The organism is Agarilytica rhodophyticola (genome assembly GCF_002157225.2).
Lineage (GTDB): Bacteria > Pseudomonadota > Gammaproteobacteria > Pseudomonadales > Cellvibrionaceae > Agarilytica > Agarilytica rhodophyticola.
On record NZ_CP020038.1, the window covers coordinates 2,985,832 to 3,009,408 of the forward strand.

The 23,577-nt window shown below is 43.6% G+C and carries 19 protein-coding genes; 16 read left to right on the plus strand and 3 right to left on the minus strand.

Translation table 11 applies throughout. From position 1 onward, the window contains the following. The first annotated feature begins 14 nt into the window (after positions 1-14). The 8 genes from BVC89_RS12635 to BVC89_RS12670 all read left to right on the plus strand — a co-directional run bounded on the left by BVC89_RS12635 (position 15) and on the right by BVC89_RS12670 (position 10,446). Positions 15-1,331: a DUF1552 domain-containing protein gene (locus tag BVC89_RS12635; protein WP_086931530.1), complete on the plus strand. Its 1,317-nt coding sequence runs from the start codon at positions 15-17 to the stop codon at positions 1,329-1,331. 285 nt (positions 1,332-1,616) lie between these two features. Continuing rightward, positions 1,617-2,027, plus strand: coding sequence for an RING finger protein (locus tag BVC89_RS12640; RefSeq protein ID WP_086931531.1), 411 nt, complete (start codon positions 1,617-1,619; stop codon positions 2,025-2,027). A 134-nt stretch (positions 2,028-2,161) separates the two neighbouring features. Next, complete coding sequence (locus tag BVC89_RS12645; protein ID WP_086931532.1) at positions 2,162-3,724, plus strand: hypothetical protein; 1,563 nt, start codon at positions 2,162-2,164, stop codon at positions 3,722-3,724. Between the two features lie 456 nt (positions 3,725-4,180). Then, the gene (locus BVC89_RS12650; protein WP_245929392.1) at positions 4,181-5,488 is read left to right on the plus strand and encodes a 3-dehydroquinate synthase; all 1,308 of its coding nucleotides are present in this window, start codon (positions 4,181-4,183) and stop codon (positions 5,486-5,488) included. A 90-nt stretch (positions 5,489-5,578) separates the two neighbouring features. Then, positions 5,579-6,457 (plus strand): UbiA family prenyltransferase, encoded by an 879-nt coding sequence (locus tag BVC89_RS12655; protein ID WP_086931533.1) that lies wholly within the window; start codon positions 5,579-5,581, stop codon positions 6,455-6,457. Between the two features lie 406 nt (positions 6,458-6,863). Then, a complete protein-coding gene (locus BVC89_RS12660) occupies positions 6,864-7,754 on the plus strand; it encodes a TatD family hydrolase (protein WP_086931534.1) in 891 nt (296 codons plus the stop codon). Then, positions 7,754-8,977 (plus strand): metabolite traffic protein EboE, encoded by a 1,224-nt coding sequence (eboE, locus tag BVC89_RS12665; RefSeq protein ID WP_086931535.1) that lies wholly within the window; start codon positions 7,754-7,756, stop codon positions 8,975-8,977. The genes BVC89_RS12660 and eboE overlap by 1 nt, the downstream gene beginning before the upstream one ends. 98 nt (positions 8,978-9,075) lie before the next feature. Continuing rightward, the gene (locus tag BVC89_RS12670) at positions 9,076-10,446 is read left to right on the plus strand and encodes an alkaline phosphatase family protein (RefSeq protein ID WP_086934613.1); all 1,371 of its coding nucleotides are present in this window, start codon (positions 9,076-9,078) and stop codon (positions 10,444-10,446) included. On the opposite strand, the gene BVC89_RS12675 is transcribed toward BVC89_RS12670, so the two are convergent. Genes BVC89_RS12675 through mfd form a run of 3 tightly spaced genes read right to left on the minus strand, consistent with a single transcriptional unit; the run spans position 10,427 to position 15,379 of the window. Further along, positions 10,427-10,822 carry a transmembrane 220 family protein gene (locus BVC89_RS12675; RefSeq protein ID WP_086931536.1) on the minus strand — a complete coding sequence of 132 codons (396 nt, stop codon included), beginning with the start codon at positions 10,820-10,822 and terminating at the stop codon, positions 10,427-10,429. The genes BVC89_RS12670 and BVC89_RS12675 overlap by 20 nt on opposite strands. Positions 10,823-10,845: 23 nt before the next feature. Beyond that, positions 10,846-11,913: a CsiV family protein gene (locus tag BVC89_RS12680; protein WP_086931537.1), complete on the minus strand. Its 1,068-nt coding sequence runs from the start codon at positions 11,911-11,913 to the stop codon at positions 10,846-10,848. Position 11,914: 1 nt separating this feature from the next. Then, a complete protein-coding gene (gene mfd / locus BVC89_RS12685) occupies positions 11,915-15,379 on the minus strand; it encodes a transcription-repair coupling factor (RefSeq protein ID WP_086931538.1) in 3,465 nt (1,154 codons plus the stop codon). 830 nt (positions 15,380-16,209) lie between these two features. On the opposite strand from mfd, the gene BVC89_RS12690 reads away from it, so the two are divergent. Genes BVC89_RS12690 through nqrM form a run of 8 tightly spaced genes read left to right on the plus strand, consistent with a single transcriptional unit; the run spans position 16,210 to position 23,352 of the window. Further along, positions 16,210-17,553 (plus strand): Na(+)-translocating NADH-quinone reductase subunit A, encoded by a 1,344-nt coding sequence (locus BVC89_RS12690; RefSeq protein ID WP_086931539.1) that lies wholly within the window; start codon positions 16,210-16,212, stop codon positions 17,551-17,553. Positions 17,554-17,556: 3 nt separating this feature from the next. After that, positions 17,557-18,762, plus strand: coding sequence for an NADH:ubiquinone reductase (Na(+)-transporting) subunit B (locus tag BVC89_RS12695; protein WP_086931540.1), 1,206 nt, complete (start codon positions 17,557-17,559; stop codon positions 18,760-18,762). Continuing rightward, entirely contained in the window at positions 18,755-19,528 is a 774-nt protein-coding gene (locus BVC89_RS12700) for a Na(+)-translocating NADH-quinone reductase subunit C (RefSeq protein ID WP_086931541.1), read from the plus strand. Before BVC89_RS12695 ends, BVC89_RS12700 begins: the two co-directional genes overlap by 8 nt. Before the next feature lie 3 nt (positions 19,529-19,531). Beyond that, the gene (locus tag BVC89_RS12705; RefSeq protein WP_086931542.1) at positions 19,532-20,191 is read left to right on the plus strand and encodes an NADH:ubiquinone reductase (Na(+)-transporting) subunit D; all 660 of its coding nucleotides are present in this window, start codon (positions 19,532-19,534) and stop codon (positions 20,189-20,191) included. Then, positions 20,192-20,800, plus strand: coding sequence for an NADH:ubiquinone reductase (Na(+)-transporting) subunit E (gene nqrE, locus BVC89_RS12710; protein ID WP_086931543.1), 609 nt, complete (start codon positions 20,192-20,194; stop codon positions 20,798-20,800). 18 nt (positions 20,801-20,818) lie between these two features. Further along, complete coding sequence (gene nqrF, locus BVC89_RS12715) at positions 20,819-22,042, plus strand: NADH:ubiquinone reductase (Na(+)-transporting) subunit F (RefSeq protein ID WP_086931544.1); 1,224 nt, start codon at positions 20,819-20,821, stop codon at positions 22,040-22,042. A gap of 6 nt (positions 22,043-22,048) precedes the next feature. Beyond that, positions 22,049-23,116: an FAD:protein FMN transferase gene (locus BVC89_RS12720; protein WP_086931545.1), complete on the plus strand. Its 1,068-nt coding sequence runs from the start codon at positions 22,049-22,051 to the stop codon at positions 23,114-23,116. After that, a complete protein-coding gene (gene nqrM / locus BVC89_RS12725; RefSeq protein WP_086931546.1) occupies positions 23,116-23,352 on the plus strand; it encodes a (Na+)-NQR maturation NqrM in 237 nt (78 codons plus the stop codon). The genes BVC89_RS12720 and nqrM overlap by 1 nt, the downstream gene beginning before the upstream one ends. Positions 23,353-23,577 lie beyond the last annotated feature (225 nt).

A 23,577-nucleotide genomic window follows, 5' to 3' on the forward strand; every position in this document is an offset into this window, starting at 1 on the left:
AAAGGTAAATAATAATGAATATTCTTAAAAATAAGATCCAGCGACGTGATTTTTTGCGTAACCTTGCGCGTGCCGGAATGACCGTTGCATTTACTAGTCAATGGGTTGCGCCTAAAGCTTTTGCTCAGAGTAATCAAGCAAAACGTTTTGTTATGGTGTACTACCCCAATGGAGTGGCACGAGGAGATGATAAATGGCATCAGTTTAATATTGGCGCTCTGGGTAGCAATAGCTTCGCAAATAGCCCTTTATCACAGTTATCTGATCATGCTGATAAAATTGTTGCCTTTAAAAACCTTACTTTTGCAGGTGTAGGCGGTAGCTCGGGTCATCCCGAAGCGTGTCGTGCTTTGTTTGCAGGGGGTAATACCGGTACGACTTTTGATGTGGCTTTGGGGGAATCTATCGGTGGTCGCTTGCGAAACAATATTCACTTAGGTGTATGGTCGAGCCGTGCTGCTAGCACTGAGCATATGCCGTTTTCTGATAAAAACGGCAGAAAAATATTAGTGCCAGATGATCCTCAAACCTTCTTTAATGTCAATTTGTCCAGTTTCCAAAGCTCTGGCAGTGTCGACCCCGAAGATGAAATGCGCCAGCGAATATTGGCATCCTTGCATGAGAATTTAGATATATTACAAGAACAACAATTAAATATAACACAAAGCGGTAAACTCTTAAGCCATGAGGAGGCACTTAATTTTTATCAAACCATTTTAAATAGCAGCGGCGCTATTGATGGTATTGTTTCTCCTGGTATCGGCATGACAGGAATAAACGAAGAGGCCCACGCTTTAGCTGAAGCACAAATGCGTAATATTGCCATGTGCTTTCAGGCCGATATTACCAATGTTGCAAGTTTGCAATTTATGGGAGCGCAGGACGACTCATTAAAAATTAATTTTCCTAGTATTCGCCCATATATGGGCGACTTTGGTTCAGGCCCTAAACTTGAATACAACGAAACCAAAAGTCATGTTGCCTCTCACGATGAAAAGCCTACCTTCACTGCTCAGGCCCATTGGTATTGTCAGCAGGTTAATTATTTAGTAGAACAGCTCAGCGCTCGTGCGGATAATACTTACGGCGGTACATTGATGGATAACACGGCAATTTTGGTGATGTCTGAAATGGGGGGAGGGAACCATCAGCAAGAAAATCCTGGTGTGTTTGTTGTTGCCGGAACAAATACAGGAATTAATATTGGCCAAGGAATTGATGCTGGTAATAAAACAGTCGCGAGTCTTTTTTGGGATATAAGTAATGCCTTTGGACGTGGATGGCCCAATTATGGAAAAAGTAACGGAGGCATTCCTGGTTTTCTTGTTTAGCTCGCGTCTATGTTTTTTTAGTTAAAAATAATGCGCCTGATTATTTTCGCTCCGTAAGTATGGTGGTCGGCGTAAATATTAAGGCGCTTATTTTTACTGATTCTTCTTTTTATCAATTTGTTCTTTTTTCTCTGGCAATCGAGCTCTATCTTGAGTTTGTGAACGGCTTCTGGTTTGTTTGAAAAACACCCTAAAGATGTCTTTTTAAACTATTTTTTGTAACCGAACTTGCCATTGCATTTCACCACTCATGGCTAAAAACATATTTATATAGGTATAATAAACATGCCGAGACATTATCAATCTACTGCTAGACCTTCATCATCAGATGCGATATGCGGTATATGCCAACATAGCTTTAAAATTCGTACGCTTAAACCTGGAAAAAAGCCTGTTGCTTTTAAATGTGCAAATTGTAGGAATCCAGTTCATAGAAAGTGCGCCAAATCATTAATTAGTGCAACCAGCGCGGGTAGTTCAATAAAGTGTCCATATGACAATACCGTTATTGCTACTAAACCTGTGCCTCGCCATAGTCGAAGACAACATCAATCCAGTACAGAACCTGGACGAGCCTCGTCTCAGCCCCCAGCAAATTATCGTCGCATGAGCCGTGCTGAGCGAGCATACGCTCAAGCTGCTGCGCAACAGGATGCCGCACTTTTAGGAGCACACCCTCCGTCATGGGCTCGTTAATCGCAATATACGAACATACCTTATAAGCTTTGATAGGTATGAAAGAATCTGTTTCAAATTGTATTTATTTTGTAATAGCGTTTATAAATGGATGTGTTTTTTCTTATTTAAAATAAATAAAAGGTAAACTTCTTATGCCCATTAGTACACCTAATAGAGTTGGTATATTTCATACTCCGATGCTTTCTGCTCATACTACTCATGCTAATAGTGACAACTCTTTTTCAGTTAAAGAACATAAATGTGTGCTTATAAATCCGCACCAACAGTCCTTAGCTAGTGGACAATTACCTGAACAAACACAAAATACGAATGGTCAAACTGCCTCTACTACAGACAATGAGTTAACACAGATTTTTCAAAACATTAAACAGCGCCATAGTAATTTTGATCGTGCTGGTATTCCTGATTTAGGTAAAGCTGACGATATACGCCGCGCTGATCGGTTAAGTACTTTAGCTATACAATCTGCGGAGAAAACCGGTGGATCAGAAAATATTAGCAATGAATTAACCTATCGATTAAAAACATCAGGATCTCTCGCTCCAAATGGTGCTATATCTTTTTTAAACGATAATCATAAACTTTCTATGAAAGAGGTTTATCAAGCTAATTTTTCAAAGTTAGACCAATATGTTAACAATGCTAACTTAACACCTACAGAACTTTGGGAGGTCGCACGTGTTTGGCCCTGGCCTTCAGACCACTTGCCTGCAGTATCTGAGGTGAAGATTGCAGGTGAGCCTGGTGCAATGAAAGTTGCCACAATGAACCTTCTTAAGCAGGGCTTTGATGATAACCGTTTGCAAACCTCACAGGGGTTAGGTGGTCAATTATCTTCACGCTATGTGCATAAAGAGGATGAGCGAGTGTCTGAGCAACCACTTGTTAAGCCATCCACGGTTCAAGGAAAAGAAAAACCAACCTTCGCTAGGAGAGAGGCAACACCATGGCGAGATTCGCGAGGCGTCGGCAAAGATTGGAACTTGCCTGCCTTACGTCGCCAGGCACAAAATGCTTATATCAATGATCAGCTAAAAGCTAAAACAATGCACCTTTTGGGGTTAAATGAAGTCACCAGCCAACATGCCACGGAAATCCAGAGTATTGCCCGCGATAATTCTTTTGCAGCTATTATTACTCCTTCTGCCCGTAAGTCTCGTGACGTTGTTGATGGTAGTGTGAATCCTGCATTACAAGATAATGGTGTTGTGCTTGTTGATACTGAAAAGTATGAAGTCCTTGGAGAACCTATAGTGTCCAGTTATGTGGATAGTAGAGGCCGTAGCAATAAGCACATTACAACAGTAATGTTAAGGAGTAAGGCCACAGGTAACGAGTTTGCTTTTACTAACACTCATGCAGACTTCAGTGGCATAGATAAATTAAGCCATCATAACGCAAAGATAAATAGCGGTAGCCACATTGTTGTTGGAGACATGAATCATTCTCCAGCCGATGTTGAATCTTCGCTGAAAAAGCACTCAGGTGATACTAGGGTTCAATACTCTAATAACACTCCTGGTCATGTGGGTTTTTCAAAAGATCGAGAGGGCGAAGTCGTCGCTTATGATCAAGTTTTTCTGATGGGCAAGGGCGAAGTAAAAGAAGCTGAAGATATTCATACTATACATGCAAACTACGCACTCAATTATAAAAAGGAGTTTGATAAAGAACTTGCAAGCAGGCATGATTGAGCGGGTGAGTAAGCCTTATTATGGTGATGGTAAATAGTGCAGAATCATCATGTAGCGAGTTTACCGATTGTTGAAGTGTAAACTCGCCAATGTAATTCCGTGAGTGTCAACTGGCCTTGGTAAGGTGGTTTTTGCGGCGCGAGTTCTCATAGTGAGAGTTTCATGGCATGAATGATTGTTTTGTTCATCTACTATGTGCAGTAAAATGCCGAACTGATTTACTGATGTGATGTTACTGCTATGATAGTCAGGGTTTAAGGGCTAGGGTTTAGCGACTCTATGGAATTAAAACCTATAAAGTGGAATTTGAAAGAAATAAGGAAGCATGAATAAACCACGTGAATATAGGTGCACATCTTATTGATACAACCTATAATCCTGACCAATCTTTAACAGCGATACGACTCATCTGAATGTTTAGGGCGAGTTCCCGATGTTTAAAGAAGGCGGTGAAGTGTGGTAGAAAGTGTAGAGAGTTTAAAAAGTGTTACTTTAAATCAAAAAGTGCAAGTAAATTACGATTACCCTGTCGTGTTTACTGAGTCTGTATTCGATATAGAGAACAAAACGCTGGCCAATATTTTATCTTGCGGACAGCGCAAATCAGTGAAAGTTCTTGTGGTTATCGATGCGGGGGTTCACGCTGCGTATCAAAACAACGACCGCCCAAGCAATTCAAGCAGCCAAAATACATCTAACCAAAACGCCTCTAGTCAAAATATATCTAGCCAGAACGTATCTAGCCAGAATATAGTACAGCAAATAAAAACTTATGCCTTCGCCAATCAAATCGATCTGATCAAAACCCCATTAATTGTCAGTGGCGGAGAACAAGTTAAAACCGATGACTCAGTGTTAGAGGATATTTATCGCTTAGTTGCCGATGAAAAAATTGATCGCCATTCCTACATTCTTGCCATTGGTGGTGGTGCCACTTTAGATGCAGTAGGGTATGCCGCTGCCACTGCCCATCGGGGTATTCGTTTGATCCGCATGCCCACCACGGTGTTAGCACAAAACGATGCTGGTGTTGGGGTTAAAAACGGAGTTAATTATCTCGATCGCAAGAATTTTTTGGGCACCTTTGCTCCTCCTCATGCGGTTATTAACGATTATGAATTGTTAGCGACTCTAAGCGATCGGGATAAGCGTGCGGGTATTGCTGAGGCGATCAAAGTGGCTCTTATTAAAGACCAGACCTTTTTTGAAGAACTCTACAACACTCGTCATGCTTTGGCGAAATTTGAGCCTGAAGCAATGCAGCACATGATATTTCGCTGTGCTCAATTACATCTTAACCATATTTCGACTAGCGGCGACCCTTTTGAAATGGGCTCTGCGCGGCCGCTTGATTTTGGTCACTGGTCAGCCCATAAACTAGAAGCTCTATCTGATTATCGTATTCGCCACGGTGAAGCCGTTGCTGTCGGTATAGCTCTTGATACGCTGTATTCTCACGGCAAGAGCTTACTTGGAAAATCAGATAAAGATAGAGTGCTAGAGCTGTTAGTCGATCTGGGTTTCACATTAAACTACCCTGAACTCGATCAACTTGATATTAAAGCTTCACTGGAAGAATTTCGTGAGCACCTCGGAGGCTTTTTAAGTATTACTCTACTAACGGCTATTGGCTCTTCTTTTGAAGCAAATGATATAGATATCATGTTAATGAATAATTGCTTAGCAGCAATAAAAAATAATAGTATCGAAAATATTAGTTCTACTGTTTTTAGTAACGAGAAATTTACTCACTTCACTCGATAATTACTCTCATATCTGCTTTGGTGAAGTGATAAGTTTTTATTTAAAGAGTTTTGCCTAAGCATTAAACTTAGGCCGTTTTGGTGAGTATTTGTGATATTGGTCAGTGATTTTCGTCAGCTTGCATTACTAATTCGTCTCCCCAATAGTTTTACGGTGATTGCCAATATTGTTGCGGCCTCATTAATTGGCTCCCAAGGGCATATAGACTTAACTGTATTTTTTATCCTACTGCTGGCGAGCTTGTGTTTTTATCACGGTGGTATGGTGCTTAATGACTGCCTAGATATCGCCGAAGATAAACTTACTCAACCTCATCGCCCTTTGGTTTCCGGTAAAATCTCCACATCCTTTGCGTGGATCTTGGCTACAGTTTTGATGGGCGTGGCTACACTATTGCCACTACTGTTAAGTCAGGCTGTGTTTTTAGTAGCGGTGCTATTGGCGATATCTATCGTTGCTTATAACTTCTCTCCTCGCGAAAGTTTGTTTGGTTGTGTTTTGATGGGGGCATGCCGAAGTTTAAATTGGCTGCTGCCCCTGGTCGCTTTCGGTACTTGGAAAGAATATGCACCTTATGCCTTTTTAGTGGGTATTTATGTTATGTCTCTTACTTTCCTCAGTCGCGATGAAAATTACGCCGATAGAAGATGGTTGGTCGTGCTGAGTGTATCCAGCTTGTTACTAGGTGGTATTTATTTTTTGTGGGCTTTTGATAGTGAATCACCATTTTATTGGTTTAAATGCGCAATTGTTGTGGCTGGCCTACTTTTGCTTTTCGCTAAGATAATGCAATTATTGAAGGATTACAGACCAGAAAACATTCGTGCTGTGGTCATGTTTTTTATCATCGGCATGATACCTCTAGATGCATGCCTAGTATTTGTTGCTGGATATTATTGGCAGGCTATCTTTTTGCTAGCACTTATTATACCCAGTAAGCTACTTGCTCGGCGTTTGTATGTAACTTAATGTTCATTCGCACTAGCGCTCACAAGCGGTATAACGCTTTTGCCTTATGCTTTTATATGCTAAGTATCGTCGGACATGCCTACTAATGGGGCGGTGAATATGAATAAGAAGCGCTGCTCGAAGGGCTATACTTACTGGACGAGAAGGGTGAGTTTGATTTATTGGCAGTAAATGCATGCCAACCAAATATTTTGTCTATGCTCGAAACGCTGGCCATAGAAAACCCTTACCCCAAAAAGTCCTTTAGCGATAATGAACAGCATCGTTATGATGTATCGCGCTCTTAGTGTCACCAGGTGTTAGCTGACAAAGAGTTTTCTGGCATTGCATGTAGCAAGGTACAGTAAGATGACAGTACGCGAATTCGCCAACTGACAATTGAATTTAATGTACAAGGTGAGAACTAATGCAATTTTTTGAGCCCAATATTCATATGCTATCGCGTACCACCGACGACTACGAAAATTTAGCAGTTGCTGGCGTTATCGGTGTTGTTGAACCGGCTTTTTGGCAAGGTCAGCCCCGTACTCAAATCGGCACTTTTATCGACTATTTTGACTCACTTGTTGGCTGGGAGCGCTTTCGCGCTAGCCAGTTCGGCATTCGTCACTATTGCACCATGGGGTTAAACCCCAAAGAAGCGAATAATTTGTCCCTTGCCAAAGAGGTGATGAAGTTACTACCGGATTATTTAGCTAAAGAGGGTGTAGTTGCTGTGGGTGAAATTGGCTATGATGACATCAATGATCTGGAAGAACGTTTCTTTGCTGAGCAACTTGAGCTGGCTAAAGCCTTTGCATTACCTGTACTTGTCCATACCCCGCACCGAGAAAAAATAGAGGGGACGCGACGAACTCTTGATCTTATTAAAGAGGTAGGAGTTAACCCCGAAACAGTTGTTGTCGACCATCTTAACGAGGTTACTATAGAATTGGTTACTGATACGGGGTGTTGGAGGGGACACTCTGTATATCCCAAAACTAAAATGTCTGAAGGTCGTATGGTGGATTTACTAAAAAAATATGGTACCGATAAAGTGATGGTCAATAGTGCAGCAGATTGGGGTGTTAGTGATCCATTGAAAGTGCCTAAAGTGGGTACAGCGATGTTGGAGGCCGGTTTTAGCGGTGACGAAGTTGAAAAAGTGCTATTTAATAACCCTATCAATTTTTTTGCACAAAGTGGCCGCATCAGTATCGACGAAGTCACTCGTCCACTTATCGACCAAAGTCAGTTATACCAAGATAACTCCGCTTTACGAGGGCAAACGCCACTCATTGAAAAAGGAAGTTTGTAGTGGTTTGTTGGCACCCCGATGAGATAGCTTACTGTGCGAATGTTCACCCAGGCATAAGTGCTCGGGAAATTGCTAATAATTTAACTTCCATTACCAGTGCTGTTCGCAGTAACGCTCGCTTAAATTCAATGTATGCAGGTTTGTGGATTTGTGAAGCGGCACTGCATGAATATCGTGATACAGCTTTGCTCACGGATTTACTCAATACCATGCAACGTGAGCAGCTAAAAGTTGTAACGTTAAATGGCTTCCCACAAGTCAATTTTCATCAAGATGTTGTAAAGCACAAAGTCTATCAGCCAACCTGGGCAGATCGACGTCGTCTTGATTACACCATTGAATTAGCAGATGTACTCGCGCGCTGTCTACCTGAAGGTGTTGACTGGGGTACTATCTCCACACTTCCTCTGGCGTATCGTAGTTCATGGACGAAGAGTCAACATCATCAAGCTTGCGAGAATTTAATGGCTTATGTTGAGGCCGCGCACAAGCAAGCACAGGCAACGGGAAAACATATCAGGCTTTGTCTAGAAATGGAGCCTGGCTGTGTCTTGGAAACAACTGAACAAGTTATCGATTTCTTTACGAAAGATCTACCAGAATGTGCCGATAGGCTTGGTATTTCGCAAGATAGGGTTAAAAGTTATCTGGGAATCTGCTACGACATTTGTCATCAAGCGGTGATGCAAGAGAATATCTCTACCAGTGTCAATGCTATTCATGAGGCGGGAATTACTATTGGCAAGGTGCAAGTATCTTCAGCTTTGCAAGTGGATTTTAACCTTGCCCTAGAACATGGACACGATGCTTTATCCTCGTTACGAACATTTGCTGAGCCAAAATATATGCATCAACTTTCTACTCGTGACCGTGACCAGGTTTTTTATTTTTGCGATGATTTAGTGGATGCTATAGACAATAAAGATTTTCCTCGAAGTTCGTCCTGGAAAATTCACTATCATTTACCCATCCAGCAACACCATATTATGGAACAAGGGCGAGCTTTACCTGGTTTCACTACGACCCGACAGGCGATCGAAGAGTTTTTAGATAGCTTGTTGACTTTTTCTTATAAGCCTCATATAGAAGTGGAAACTTATACTTGGCATGTCTTACCGGAGTTTAAACACAACGCTACTGAGCATGCATTAATAGAAGGCTTAGGTTTAGAGCGTCAGTGGCTAGTGGAGCAGATGGCCAAACGCGGTTTGATAAATACATAACTATTAGCCCGAGTAGAATATTTCTATCTGGCTGTGCTTAAAACACCGAAGAAAAAATAAACTTTTAAATCATTTTGCAATCTATTATTTTAAATAACATGCTAAATAAAAACCTTGTCATTCTTGATGTTGTTGGCTTAACTCCGGATCTTCTCGGCGATAATACGCCCAATATAAATCGCTATTTAAATGATAATTTCTTTAGTCCTCTAACGGGTGTTTTCCCAGCTTTGACCACCACCGCACAGTCTTCAATGTTGACCGGATATAATCCGGATCGACATGGTGTCGTCGGCAATGGCTGGTATGAGCGAGAACATGCAGAAGTAATGTTTTGGAAGCAAGCGAATAGCCTCGTGCAGGGAGATAAAATTTGGGACAGGCTCAAAACCAAACATGAGGGTTTTAGTTGTTCTAAGCTATTTTGGTGGTACAACATGTATGCCAATGTGGATGCATCGATAACACCGCGGCCACATTATCCTGCGGACGGTCGTAAAATCATTGATTTATATTCAACCCCAGAAGGTTTACATGAAAAGATAGAAGAAAAACTTGGCAAGTTTCCCTTTTTTAATTTCTGGGGGCCTAAAGCGGGTATTGAATCCAGTCAATGGATTGCCGAAGCGGCAAAATTAGAGTTTGAAATGCATCGCCCTAATTTGCAGCTAGTCTATCTTCCGCATTTAGACTATTGTTTACAAAAGTATGGCCCTCATCATGAGTCTATTGCTGCTGAAGTGCGCGCTATTGATACTGTTGTGGGGTCTTTACTTGAGTTTTATCAAGCCTCTGATGTAAAGGTTATTATCGTTTCTGAATATGGGATTACTGAGGTAAGTAAACCTATTCATATCAATAGAGTTTTGCGAGAAAATGGCTTTATTAAAGTACGAAATTCATTAACATGGGAATTACTTGATCCCGGTGCAAGTAAAGCTTTTGCCGTAGCCGATCATCAAATAGCGCATATTTATCTCAATGATGTCAGCAAAAAAGCCACGCTAAAAGAACTGCTAGAAAACACAGACGGTATTGATAGGGTTTTAGATCAGGGGGGCAAACGGGATTTTAATATTGACCACGACCGCGCGGGAGACTTAATTGCTATTGCAAACCCCGACGCCTGGTTTACCTACTATTATTGGCTGGATGACAAAAAAGCGCCCGATTTTGCGCGCACAGTGGATATTCATCGCAAGCCTGGCTACGATCCTGTGGAAATGTTTGTCGATCCTAAATTGACACTTCCAGTGGCACGTGTTGCTTGGCGTTTACTGCAGAAAAAATTAGGCTTTCGTATGTTAATGGATGTGATTCCACTGGATGCAGATCTTATTCGCGGTAGTCACGGCCGTTTAGCCACGGACGAGCAGCAGGGGCCATTAATCATTTTGCCTAAGGATATGGCCCGAGAAGGAATGCGAATGACGGATGTGCCAGAAGTGATTATGTCTTTTTTTGATTAAAGTAGGTGATTATAGCAACACAACTTGCCCAAACGGCAAGTATTAGTAAGCCGCCAGATTCATTTGATTGTTGCACCATGGTGTTGGTTTCATCCCAATAGTTAGCGGGATGTAACCATTCAATATGAATATTGCCTTGGCCATCTTGTAAACGGAACAATAGAGCTCCCCAAGTAAAACCTGCCCACGCGAAAAGCCAGTGCAGTGCTATGGGGCGCCATATCATCATTGCACTAATCGCCGTCATAGCGCCATATATTGCTATCCATATCCACGCATCATAATTGCCGTACTGTCCAGCATCATTGAACTGTAAGAGTGTGAAAATTAAAAATACTAGTGCGCCAAACGCGAATGGCAGTCGTTTAATCATCATAAATCCTAGGTTGTATTGATACCTTACGGCAAGCGGGGATTGTATTTGTCGATACGAATTAACAAACCGAGGCGTGGGTGGTCGAGGTAATGCAACTCACCACTGCGCATACGGCGCTTTTGCCGCATAGTTACCAACTGTTTTACGACATAAGGCTGTTGGGCGATGCTACTATAGTCTCCCAATAAATCTCCAGAGATGCTGTCATTGGAGGCCAGTGCCGTATTTTTATTAAAGGCAATGTTCCAGTTGTTTTGCTCGTCTAAGCTGTCGTCGGTGTTTTCTTGTATATCTGCAAGGGCTAATTCATTTGTATCTCCCTCTTGCTCTTGATAGCTCAGCAATATTGGCCGGCGGGGGAGTATGGGCCAGTGTTCATTTTCTTGTCCAAAATTGGCCTCAAATTTGGTCAACCATAAATTCGTGTCGATATGCAGATAGCGACTAATATGAAGGATGATGCTGCCTTCAAGTTCGCTGTTTTCTCCAAATGTATCGCCCGCACTCATAACAATGGCTGCCGCATTATTCTTATCGACCATCGGTTGCCGCCAGGTCTCATGGAATAAAACTCGCATTGCGGAGCGACGCTGTAAACGATTTGCTTCATTGTTCATGGTACGCAACTGCGAATCGAGTGGGATAAAGGGTTGCTCTAAGCTTTGACGGAATTGTTCTTCTGGGCTATCGGGCAAGCTATTCGCGCTATCCTCTGGCGCAAGTGCGTATGTATCGCCGGCTAACTCGCTGTTCTCTTCTTGGTTGCCACTACCCAGTAGTTGTATGCGCGGAGGGTAGGACAGAGAGAGATTGGTTGGCCAGGACTCCGCCTCAGGACTCAACTCCTGTTTGCGTTCAAAAATAATGACTTCTACCTGGTACCAATTTTTAAAGTGCTGCTCAAAAATCTGTTGTTTTGATTCTTGTGGTAATACTTTTTGTGCTTGAGCATCACTGTATGTGCTTATCAAAGTAAAACCGAGTGCACAGAAATACTGTACTGATCGCACAAGGGATAACAAGTGCAAACGTGCTTTAAGTGCTTCGTAAGGCTTTTTTAGTGCAGCCACTGACCTATTTTTTGCGTACATATCAACCCGTTGCGTTTAGGTTCTCAAATAAGTGATGAACAGATTTTAAGCGTTCATCAGCCGTTTCCATGTCTGACATAAACTTTAAATGATTTGCCCCCTCAAGACGATAAGATTGGGGCTGTTTTTGCACAAGCTTCACAATTGTCAGTGGATCTACCTGGGTATTTTTACCAAACTCTAGCCGTCCCTGTGTTTTACCTGCATCTACTTTAGCAATGCCTAGCTTCTCTGCTTCAAAGCGCAAACGCGTTTGCCTAAAGAGGTTTTTGGTGGCGTCAGGTAACAGGCCAAACCGGTCGATCATTTCGACTTGTAGGTCGTTCAGCTCGTCATTATTGTTCGTTGACGATATACGTTTGTACAAGGTAAGCCTGGTATGGACATCGGGTAAGTAATCATCGGGAATCAAAGCTGGAATACGTAAATTAAATTCTACGCCTGACGGCGCCGCATCTTCAAGGGAGATCTCTTCGCCGTTTTGAATCGCTTTTACGGCGCGATCGAGCATGTCCATATAAAGGGAGAAGCCAATACTTTGGATTTGTCCGCTTTGCTCTTCGCCTAGCAATTCACCGGCACCGCGAATTTCCATATCGTGGGAGGCGAGGGTGAAGCCAGCACCTAAATCCTGTGCCTCAGCGATCGCGTCCAGGCGCTTGTGAGCGTCGGCGGTCATTGCTTTTTTATTCGGTGTTAGCAAGTATGCGTAAGCTTGGTGATGGGAGCGACCCACACGGCCGCGCAACTGATGTAGCTGAGCCAAGCCAAAGGTATCGGCACGATTTATAATAATGGTATTGGCGCTAGGCACATCGATACCGGTTTCGATAATGGTGGTACAGACTAAAACGTTAAAACGCTTGTGATAAAAATCCGTCATCACCGATTCCAGTTCTCGCTCACGCATTTGACCATGACCGATCTGTACTCTGGCTTCAGGTATTTGTTCTTCTAACTCGCGCGCTATTTTTTCGATGGTTTTAACTTCGTTGTGCAAGTAATAGACTTGGCCACCGCGCATAATTTCTCGCAAAATGGCTTCTTTGACTAAGTTTTTATCCAATTCTCTAACGAAAGTCTTCACCGATAAACGTTTTGCTGGGGGCGTTGCGATGATAGATAAATCGCGAATACCTGCCATGGACATATTGAGTGTTCGCGGTATTGGAGTGGCCGTCATCGCTAAAATATCCACATCCGCGCGCAGCGCTTTTAACGCTTCTTTTTGGCGGACACCAAAACGGTGTTCTTCATCGATAATGACCAAGCCTAGATTGGGGTAGTCCAATTCTCCTTGGATTAACTTATGGGTACCGATGATGATGTCAATTTTGCCATCGGAGAGTTTTTTCTGTATTTCAGTAATTTGTTTTTGGCTGCGAAAGCGGGAGATAACCTCAATATTGGTAGGCCAGTCGGCAAAGCGATCTTTAAAGTTTTCATAGTGTTGTTGGGCGAGCAGGGTGGTGGGGACTAAGACAGCCACTTGCTTACTATTTTGTACAGCAATGAAAGCTGCCCGCATGGCCACTTCTGTTTTACCGAAGCCTACGTCACCACACACCAAACGATCCATGGGCCGAGGTGATAGCATGTCACTTCTAACCGCGTTGATCGCATCTCTTTGATCCGGTGTTTCTTCGAAGGTAAAGCCCGCAGCAAATAGGGCGTAATCCTCTTTGGGATTCGAGTAGGTAAAGCCTTCTTTTGCCTGGCGCTTGGCATAAATTTCAAGCAGCTCAGCCGCCACATCACGCACTTTCTCTGCGGCTTTGCGTTTAGCCTTTTGCCACTGTTCATTGCCCAGCCTATGCAGCGGCGCATGGACTTCATCCGAGCCAGAATAACGACTGATGGTATGCAGGTTGGCAACCGGTACGTAGAGCTTGGCTTCGTTGGCGTAGTCCAATACCAAAAACTCTTCTGCCTGGCCATCATGTTCGATGCTTTGTAAGCCTTTATAACGGCCAACACCATGGTCGATATGTACCACAGGCGCCCCGACTTTCAGCTCGGTGAGGTTTTTAATAATGTTATCGCGGTCATCATGGGCAGATTTTTGCCGTCTAGCTTGCCTAACATGAGTGCCAAACAACTGCGCTTCAGAAATAAGCAGTAAACCAGGTGATAAGCAATTAATGCCTTCCTCAATGGCTGCAACCGTAATCGCCATGGTTTCATCATTGGCAAGAAAGGCTTGTATGCTGTCGCAGGATGCAGGTTCAATGCCTATGGTGTGTAATTGCTCAAGAATTACCTCTCTACGACCACTGGACTCGGCACAAAACAGAATTCTCTTGTCGCTGTTACAAATCAGTTCTTCTAATAAATGCAGTGGATTCTTGGAGCGGTTGTCGATGCGTATCAGCGGTGGACTTGCGGCATCAAAGTTAAGTTGCCCCTGTTTTTCTTCTAGGCTCTTAGTATGTAAAGTGACCCGTGGAAATTGCTTGAAACGGGCAAAGGTTTCATCAGTAGGGAAAAATACCTCCTGTGGTGGCAGTATGGGACGTTCTAGATCCCCGCAGCGGCTGTCATAGCGTTTATGGGCCTCGCGCCAAAACTCTTCATAGGCTTTCTCGAAGCCATCAATAACAAACAGTTGGCTTTCTCTGGGTAAATAATCCAATAAGGACGCGGTAGTATCGAAAAATAATGACAAGAAATATTCAATACCGGCGGGAGATAAGCCTGAATTAACATCTTGGTATACCGGGCATGCCTTGTGGTCAGTATCGAACCTTTCATGCCACGCCGCGCGAAAAGTGGCGATACTCTTTTTATCCAGAGGACACTCTTTACCCGGTAATAATTCAATTTTTTCTACTTGGCTTATCGTGCGTTGTGTTTCAGGGTCGAACTCGCGTAAAGACTCTACCTCATCATCGAATAACTCGATTCTATAAGCCGATGAGCTGCCCATCGGGTAGACATCAATAAGGGCGCCACGCAGGGCAAATTCACCGTGCTGATAGACGGTATCGACGCTGTTATAGCCGGCGAATACCAGTTGATCGCGAAACTTATCTCTCTCAAAAAGATCGCCTTTCTTTAATATTAGGCTCTTAGAGAGAATGTAAGATTCTGGCACCAGACGCTGGGCTAGAGTTTGTGCCGTGACAATAATAATACTGCGCTGGTTATGGGCCAGACGATATAGGCAGCGCATCCGATTGGAGACAATATCCTGGTGGGGCGAAAAGGTATCGTAAGGTAGGGTTTCCCAGTCGGAGAAGATTTCTAGCTGCGGCGCCTTTTCAACACGGTCAAGAAATTGCTTTAAATCAGCGGCAATACGCTCTGCTACCGTCATATTTGGGGCAATTAAAACCGTAGAAGAGGCATGTTTAATGGCACTAAAAGCAACCGCACAGGCCATACTACTTCCTGTTATAAAGTTGCCCCAGGAGGTTTTATCACCTGGTTTGCCTGCTGCAGGTGGAGATAAGAGAAGTTGTTTCATTTAAATACAATATAATGCGGCACAAGAAGGCGGCTATTCTAGCTCGGATGTTGTGTCTGTACACCGGAAAATCCAGATTTTTATTTTTGACGTAAATAAAAATGAATTAGCTATATAGCGCTATTGTATATTTACTGCACGGATGAGGGTGTCAGCTCTTTGCGAGTGCTTGTGAACGGTGGCATGTGTTGCCCACATATGTACTCTTTTGCGAACTCTTGATAACAAAGCTGCAGGATTTTATGTTGTTGTAATTGATGCCAAAATCAGTAATTTCTTTCACGTGTTAAGCGAAATAAATATTCTTCAGTTTACTATCGTTTAAAAAACACACAGAATCAAAAAGAATTGAAAAAACAGTAACTTATATTGCTCTTGCGACTGGCGCAAATCACACTCAGTCCGTATAATTGGTGCGGTTTTTTTGCGTGTACAGTGCAGAATTCGCATAGCTTGACTAAATTAAGGTCAGTGTGCGCGGTATTTTTAAGCTTCGGCGATAATTCTCCGGATGTTTCACATATTAATTAAGGCTGATGAAAGGCTTTAAATACTGCTAGAAAATTTTAGGGCAGTTGCTACTTGATTGTTTATTGATCTTTATGCGCTCTGGGTTAAGCAGAGAAGAAGATGGCTTAGGACATGTCTTATTGCGTAAGACATGATTTATGAATAGCTAAGATATAGTAGGGCATAGAGACAGCAGAAAGCTTAGGCTTTGCATAGACTTAACTTGATCTTAATTTAACTTGATCGCAAAAAAGTTAAGTAAAGAGACAGAAATGAGCAGCTACCCCCCAGATTTTATAAACTCAAACTAGGCTAGACGTATGATAAAGATCCGTCGTGGATTGGATTTACCTATTACCGGGGCTCCCCGGCAGTCCATAGAAGATGGTGCTTCTATTCGCTCAGTCGCTCTTCTTGGTAGTGATTACCATGGTATGAAACCTACCATAGCTGTGAAAGTTGGCGACAAGGTGAAGGAAGGCCAAATATTATTCTCTGACAAAAAGAACCCTGGAGTGAATTACACCTCACCAGCGGCTGGTACAGTTGCTGCGGTTAATCGTGGTTACCAGCGGGTATTTGAATCAGTTGTAATCGATGTTGAAGGAGATGAGGCTGAGCAGTTTGCACAGTACGATGCTGCTAAGCTTGCTTCTCTTGGTCGTCAAGAGGTGGTTGAAAACTTGGTCAACTCCGGGTTATGGACTGCTATTCGCACACGACCATACAGCAAAGTTCCAGCGATTGATTCAACTCCTAAAGCAATATTTGTTGCTGCCATGGATACCAATCCTCTGGCCGCCGACCCACAGGTGGTTCTTAAAGAAAAGGATGAAGCTTTCCAGAATGGTTTGGCGCTACTGTCGAATTTGACTGAGGGCAAGGTTTATGTGTGTCATGCGCAAGGTGCGTCAATTCCCGCATGTGGACTTGAGCGTGTTGTCTATGAAACCTTTGGCGGTGTTCATCCTGCGGGTAATGTTGGAACACATATTCATTATCTGTCTCCAGTCAGTGCCAATAGCACAGTGTGGACAGTAAATTACCAAGATGTTGCTGCTATGGGGGAATTATTCACCACCGGTAAGCTTCACTTTGATCGAGTTGTATCACTGGCAGGTCCGCAAGTAGAAGATCCTCGTTTAGTAAGAACACGTGTGGGTGCGAACTTGGAGGAACTGACGGCGGGGCAGGTTAAGTCCGGGGAAAACCGCCTGGTTTCCGGTTCTGTTTTCGGTGGCACCGTTGGCAAGGGGCCTTTTGCCTTTTTAGGTCGCTATCACAATCAAGTAAGTGTGCTGCAAGAAGGGCGTGAACGTCCGTTTTTACATTACCTCACACCTGGTTCCGATCGTTTTTCTGCCTTAGGTATTTATATCTCTAAATTATTTAGTGGTAAGAAGTTTAATTTCACAACTTCTACCAACGGTAGTGAGCGCGCCATGGTACCCATCGGTGCCTATGAACGAGTAATGCCGCTGGATATTTTGCCAACACAGTTGCTGCGATCACTCATTGTTCGCGATACCGATATGGCGCAAAAATTAGGTTGCTTAGAGTTGGATGAAGAGGATCTTGCTTTGTGTACTTTTGTTTGCTCAGGCAAATACGAATATGGTCCCCTACTGAGGGAAAATTTAACACAGATCGAGAGGGAGGGTTAAAACATGAAAGCATTGAGAAAAATCTTCGATGATATGCATCCTCACTTTAAATCTGGAGGTAAGTACGCCTCTTGGTACGCTTTGTATGAGGCGGTAGATACGATTTTTTACCAGCCTGATTCTGTCACTCGCACCAATGCTCATGTGCGCGATGGTATTGACCTAAAGCGTGTCATGATCTCTGTATGGTTGTGTGCATTCCCCGCGATGTTTTACGGTATGTACAACCTTGGCTTCCAGTCCAACACGATTTTGCTAGAAATGGGCGCAAGCTCCATCGAGGGGTGGCGCGGAGCCTTGATCTCTCTGTTTGCCGGTCATGATCCTAACAGTGTCTGGGATAACTTTATTTACGGCGCAGTATTTTTTATTCCTATCTATGCCACCGTTTTTGTTGTGGGCGGCTTTTGGGAAGTATTGTTCGCTATCAAGCGTGGTCATGAGATTAACGAAGGATTCTTTGTTACTTCGATTTTGTTCTCTCTCACATGTCCACCTAGCTTACCTTTATGGCAGGCTGCTCTAGGTATTAGCTTTGGTATTGTCATTGGTAAAGAAGTGTTCGGTGGTACAGGTAAAAACTTCCTCAACCCAGCCCTCACAGGACGTGCTTTCCTGTTCTTCTCTTACCCTGCGTACATGTCAGGTGATTCTGTTTGGACTGGTGTCGATGGTTATACCGGTGCTACGGCACTGTCGGTAGCTGCGCAAGACGGCATGGCTGCTCTGCAATCACAAATGACGTGGTTGGACGCCTTCTTTGGCAACATGCACGGCTCGGTGGGTGAAGTTTCAACTCTTGCCATTGCGATCGGCGGTATTGCCTTGATTGTGATGGGTATTGCATCTGCACGAATTGTAGTCGGTGTGTTTGTTGGCGCGACGCTGACTTCTCTGCTGTATGGCGCTCTAGGGGATGCTAACTCAAACCCCATGTTCGCCATGCCGTTTTACTGGCACTTTGTTCTAGGTGGCTTTGCTTTTGGTGCCTTCTTTATGGCAACAGACCCTGTATCAGCATCTATGACGAATGCTGGTAAATGGTGGTTCGGTGGTCTTATCGGCTTTATGGTGGTCACCATTCGTGTGGTGAACCCGGCCTTCCCAGAGGGGATGATGCTCGCCATTATCTTCGGCAATTTGTTTGCACCACTGATCGATCATTTTGTTGTGCAATCTAACGTTAAGAGGAGATTGGCACGTGGCTAATAAAGATACTATTCAAAAAACTATCACTGTTGCGGTTACTCTTTGTGTGGTGTGTTCAGTTATTGTGTCCACAGCTGCTGTGGTTTTGAGACCGGCACAAAAAGCAAACAAAGAAGCGGATATCAAAACTAATATTTTACGTGCAGCGGATATGTACGAACCAGGAAAATCCATTGATGAGCAGTTTGAGAAAGTTCAGGCTAAGCTGGTGGATTTATCTTCGGGCAAGTTTTCTGATGCGGTTGATGTAACGACTTATGATCAATTTAAAGCGTCAAAAGATCCAGCGATGTCTGAAGATCTTCCTACGGAAGTGGATATTGCCAGCCTTTCACGTCTGGAAAAATACGCCAAGGTATATGTCGTCCAAGGCAATGCCGGTGTAGAGCGTATTATCCTACCTATTCGTGGCTACGGTCTTTGGTCAACTCTGAAAGGCTTTATTGCACTTGAGTCAGATTTAAACACGGTCATTGGATTAGGGTATTACGAGCATAAAGAGACTCCAGGATTGGGCGGTGAAGTAGATAATCCTAAATGGAAGGCCCTGTGGCCAGGCAAAAAAGTGTACGACGCTCAAGGCAACGTTGAGCTGGGTGTTCTCAAGGGTGCGGTGGATACTTCTGCCCCAGGCGCAGAGTATAAGGTCGACGGCCTTTCTGGCGCGACACTCACAAGCAACGGTGTGGATTATATGATTAAGTTTTGGTTGGGAGAAAATGGCTTTGCTTCTTTCCTTGATAACTTGAAAAAAGGCGAGGCATAGTCGATGAAAACAAAAGATCTCTTACTCAAACCCATATTAGATGACAACCCCATCGCTCTGCAGATTCTTGGAATTTGCTCCGCATTGGCGGTTACCTCAAGCCTACGTGTTACCTTGGTAATGTGTGTTGCACTTACCTTTGTAACGGCATTTTCAAACTTCTTTGTTGCGTTGATTCGTAACTTTATTCCAAGCAGTATTCGAATCATTGTGCAAATGACCATTATTGCGTCACTGGTAATTTTGGTGGACGAAGTCTTGAAGGCGGTGGCTTACGACATAAGTAAACAGCTATCAGTATTCGTCGGTCTCATTATTACTAATTGTATTGTGATGGGGCGTGCCGAAGCTTTCGCCATGAAAAACCCACCGATCCCAAGTTTCTTTGATGGTATCGGTAATGGCCTTGGCTATAGTGCGCTGCTAATTGCCTTGGCTTTTGTGCGCGAATTATTCGGTTCTGGCAAGTTATTTGGTATTGAAATACTGCCTCTTTCTACTGAAGGTGGTTGGTATGTATCTAACGGATTATTACTCGCACCTCCTAGTGCCTTCTTCCTTATTGGTCTTATCATTTGGGGCTTACGTTCCTATAAGAAAGATCAGGTGGAAGTGTCTGAATTCAAGATCGCACCTAACACTGTGACTAAGGAGGCTGTGTAAATGGAATTGTTAATGAGTATTTTTGTTGAATCCATATTCTTAAAGAATATGGCACTCGCTAACTTTCTGGGAATGTGTACCTTTCTGGCAATTTCTAAGAAGGTTGACGCTGCTATTGGTCTAGGTATCGCGGTAATCGTTGTTTTAGGTATTACAGTGCCTGCTAACAATTTGATCAATACTTACTTGCTTTCTGAAGGTGCATTGGCTTGGGCAGGCTTTCCTGAAGTGGATTTGAGCTTCCTCGGCTTAATTAGTTACATCGGAGTGATTGCTGCCATCGTACAAATCATGGAGATGGTGCTCGATAAATATGTGCCTGCGCTCTACAACGCTCTTGGCGTATTTCTTCCTCTTATCACCGTTAACTGCGCTATTTTAGGTGGCGCCCTGTTGATGGTTGAGAGAGATTACGACTTTGCCGAAAGTGTTGTCTTTGGTCTTGGCTCTGGCGTTGGCTGGGCTTTGGCGATTGTCGCGCTTGCTGGTATCCGTGAGAAGATGAAGTACAGCGATGTGCCTGCAGGCCTGCAAGGCTTGGGCATTACCTTCATTACTGTCGGCTTGATGTCATTAGGATTTATGGCATTCGGCGGTATCAAAATTTAAAGCGAGGAATAGAATACGATGAATTTAGAAATCATTATGGGCGTTGCTATGTTCACCGCCATTGTACTCGCACTGGTTATTGTTATTTTGAGTGCGCGCGCAAAGCTTGTTAGCAGCGGTGATATACAAATTGAAATTAATGGTGAGAAAACCTTGACTGTGCCTGCTGGCGGTAAGCTTATGCAAACCTTGGCAGCAGCAGATTTGTTCTTACCTTCGGCATGTGGTGGTGGCGGTAGCTGCCAACAGTGTACCTGTGTTGTCACTGAAGGGGGTGGCTCTTTGCTACCTACAGAAGAATCTGCTTTCACCAAGCGAGAAGCGGCGGAAGGCTGGCGTTTAAGCTGTCAGGTTCCTGTTAAGCAAAGTATGAAGATCAAGGTGCCTGAGGAAGTGTTTGGGGTGAAGCAGTGGGAATGCACGGTTGAGTCCAACCCAAATGTGGCAACCTTCATCAAGGAATTAACATTGCGTTTGCCTGAAGGTGAAAATGTTGATTTCCGTGCAGGCGGCTATGTGCAGTTAGAAGCCCCACCTTACCATGTGAAGTACGAAGATTTTGACATTGAAGAGCAATATCGAGGTGATTGGGATCACTTTGGCTTTTTTGATGTGGAGTCGAAAGTGGATGAGCCTGTTATTCGTGCTTATTCCATGGCCAACTACCCAGAAGAAAAGGGCGTGGTTAAGTTCAATATTCGTATTGCTACACCACCACCAAAATCTCAGGGAATTCCCGCGGGTAAAATGTCTTCCTATGTGTTTAGCTTGAAGCCAGGTGACAAGATTACCGTGTACGGCCCGTTCGGTGAGTTCTTCGCTAAAGATACCGATGCTGAAATGGTATTTATTGGCGGGGGTGCAGGTATGGCGCCTATGCGTTCACATATCTTTGACCAACTTAAGCGTATCAAAACCAATAGAAAAATCTCCTTTTGGTATGGCGCTCGGTCTTTACGTGAACTCTTCTATGAAGATGAGTACGATCAATTGGCTAGAGAAAACGACAATTTTGAATGGCATATTGCCTTGTCTGATCCTCAGCCGGAAGATAATTGGGATGGCTTAACAGGCTTTATTCACAATGTGCTACTTCAAAACTATCTCAAAGATCATCCTGCACCAGAAGATTGTGAGTTTTATATGTGTGGGCCACCTATGATGAATACAGCAGTGGTTAAAATGCTGAAGGATCTGGGTGTAGAAGATGAGAATATTATGCTAGACGACTTCGGTGGCTAATCGATCGTGTTGCGAAACTCTCTTCAGCAAAAAATAAAAGAAGGGCCAGTATATCTGGCCTTTTTTTTAGTCGCCCTTGTTTCGGCGGTGATTTCTTCCTGTTCAAGCGATACACAGCACGCCAAGCTTGAGCAGCTATTCTTCTCTGGCGATACCATGGGGACCACCTACTCCATAAAAGCCGTAGTAGCACCTGACAATACCATCGATATGGCCTCCCTAGCACAGCAGATAAAAATGCTCTTGGAAGACTATAACGAAGTGATGTCCACTTATATCAGCGATTCAGAACTATCGCGTTTTAATCGTGCGCCGGTAGGGGAATGGGTGAGCTTAAGTGATGACTTATTTGACATCTTGCATGTCAGTGAGCAGGTAAGTCAGATCTCAGATGGTGCCTTCGATATCACCCTTGGCCCTTTAATTAATCTTTGGGGTTTCGGTCCGGCAACTCGCTCGACGCCACCCAGTGATGAGATGATTGCCAGTGTTAAAGCGGATATTGGCCATCACTATGTGGAAATCGACGAAGCGAGTAAACGTGCGCGTAGGCAGAAAAATGTCGAGGTCAGCCTGTCTGCGGTCGCCAAAGGTTATGCTACAGATGTGGTTGCCCGCCTATTGGAAAATAATAGTATTAATAACTATATGATTGAAATTGGCGGTGAACTAAAGATACGTGGTGTCAATCAAAGGGATAAGCATTGGAAAATAGGTATTGAGAAGCCGGCATTAGGTCGCACTGGTGTTGTACAAGCAGTGACCGGCGATAATGTGGCTATTGCAACCTCAGGTGAATATCGTAATTACTATGAAGAAAATGGCGTGAGAGTGTCTCATACCCTAAATCCAGTGACGGGTAAGCCAATACGGCACAAACTTGCTTCAGTAACCGTGGTTACTGAACTGGGTGGTTATGCCGATGCCTATGCTACTGCCCTGAATGTACTGGGGCCAGCAGAAGGCTATGAGTTGGCAGAACGAGAAAAACTAGCCGCTTTTTTTATTGTTAGTGAAGGCGACAGTTTTCGCATAAAATATACAAGTGAATTTGAGAAATACATGGTGCAGTGATGGTGATATATTTATTGAGTTTTGTAGTGTTGATGATCATTATTATCGGTATGTCAATTGGCGTGATTTTGGCCAACAAACCTATTAAAGGATCGTGCGGCGGTATGGCGGCCTTAGGTATCGATACTGAATGTGATATCTGTGGCGGTGATCAGAGCATTTGCGAGACGGAGAATGCTAAAAATAAAGACGTTCAAAAGAGTAAGACTGATCTGGCATACGATGCATCTAAGTAAGCCTTGTCGAGTAGATTAGCGTTTGTTGTTTATCTTGAACATCAACTCAAAGGCTCGGTGTCCTGGCAGCTGCTTCGCGCATGGCACTGGTTTTGAACTCACATAAAACTTAGGGCAAGCTTTTACTACGAGGTGTTATCTGAATCGTTTTTATACTTATTGCGACAACGATTACTACAGCAGTTACTGAAACTACAAGGTAAACCTCGCAGGCTAAGCCCTAAC

What these genes read in the sequence shown, in the direction of transcription:
- BVC89_RS12635 (WP_086931530.1), top strand. Translation starts at nt 15, where the DNA reads ATGAATATTCTTAAAAATAAGATCCAGCGACGTGATTTTTTGCGTAAC.
- BVC89_RS12640 (WP_086931531.1), top strand. Translation starts at nt 1,617, where the DNA reads ATGCCGAGACATTATCAATCTACTGCTAGACCTTCATCATCAGATGCG.
- BVC89_RS12645 (WP_086931532.1), top strand. Translation starts at nt 2,162, where the DNA reads ATGCCCATTAGTACACCTAATAGAGTTGGTATATTTCATACTCCGATG.
- BVC89_RS12660 (WP_086931534.1), top strand. Translation starts at nt 6,864, where the DNA reads ATGCAATTTTTTGAGCCCAATATTCATATGCTATCGCGTACCACCGAC.
- BVC89_RS12670 (WP_086934613.1), top strand. Translation starts at nt 9,076, where the DNA reads ATGCTAAATAAAAACCTTGTCATTCTTGATGTTGTTGGCTTAACTCCG.
- BVC89_RS12675 (WP_086931536.1), bottom strand. Translation starts at nt 10,822, where the DNA reads ATGATGATTAAACGACTGCCATTCGCGTTTGGCGCACTAGTATTTTTA.
- BVC89_RS12680 (WP_086931537.1), bottom strand. Translation starts at nt 11,913, where the DNA reads ATGTACGCAAAAAATAGGTCAGTGGCTGCACTAAAAAAGCCTTACGAA.
- mfd (WP_086931538.1), bottom strand. Translation starts at nt 15,379, where the DNA reads ATGAAACAACTTCTCTTATCTCCACCTGCAGCAGGCAAACCAGGTGAT.
- BVC89_RS12690 (WP_086931539.1), top strand. Translation starts at nt 16,210, where the DNA reads ATGATAAAGATCCGTCGTGGATTGGATTTACCTATTACCGGGGCTCCC.
- BVC89_RS12695 (WP_086931540.1), top strand. Translation starts at nt 17,557, where the DNA reads ATGAAAGCATTGAGAAAAATCTTCGATGATATGCATCCTCACTTTAAA.
- BVC89_RS12705 (WP_086931542.1), top strand. Translation starts at nt 19,532, where the DNA reads ATGAAAACAAAAGATCTCTTACTCAAACCCATATTAGATGACAACCCC.
- nqrE (WP_086931543.1), top strand. Translation starts at nt 20,192, where the DNA reads ATGGAATTGTTAATGAGTATTTTTGTTGAATCCATATTCTTAAAGAAT.
- nqrF (WP_086931544.1), top strand. Translation starts at nt 20,819, where the DNA reads ATGAATTTAGAAATCATTATGGGCGTTGCTATGTTCACCGCCATTGTA.
- nqrM (WP_086931546.1), top strand. Translation starts at nt 23,116, where the DNA reads ATGGTGATATATTTATTGAGTTTTGTAGTGTTGATGATCATTATTATC.